The organism is Bartonella taylorii 8TBB (genome assembly GCF_902825155.1).
Lineage (GTDB): Bacteria > Pseudomonadota > Alphaproteobacteria > Rhizobiales > Rhizobiaceae > Bartonella > Bartonella taylorii_A.
The window spans coordinates 1-562 of the sequence record NZ_CADEAG010000073.1; the positions used below are offsets into that span (position 1 = coordinate 1).

Sequence of the window (562 nt, forward strand, 5' to 3'; positions counted from 1 at the left end):
CCATAATTCCGCCTTTTGATTGGCTATTGAGCAAATGCATCACTTGACTAAAATATTTGTTTGCCCACCGTTGGGGATCTTTTGTAGGGCGCACAAGTCCGTAAAAGTGCCGGCTTAACTTATCAAAAGTACCGGTAATACACTCCCATCCCAACTGATTGTGTGGGACCAAGGGCTTATCAGGCGCATCAAGCAGCTTTCTACCCAAAAATGCCCGTTTGACAATTTTTCTGTTCAACCTTGTTGCTTGAACATGAGGAAAGGTTTTGCTTAAATTTTGGAAATCCTGCTCTGAATAATCGATAAACTTTCCACTTTGAGGCTCGAGAACTTTATAAATCACCTCGCGTTCAAACCAACGACAGTCAGCCAAAGTGACCATGTTAGGACGTTGATAACTACTCGCATCATCCCCATCACCATAAAAACTTTGCCTATCACCACTCCCCGTTTGAGTTAAAAACGTATATTGTTTAACCCAATCAGCATCAAGATCTCTCTAATGGATATGGGGAAACACTTCTTGAGCAACGTCCAGTCGTTTTTCATCAATATACCATAC

Annotated in this window: 1 pseudogene; it reads right to left on the reverse strand. The window is 41.8% G+C overall.

Annotated elements, in window-relative coordinates:
• A pseudogene (locus J7R13_RS08705) lies at positions 1 to 562 on the reverse strand (portal protein); the annotation flags it as partial.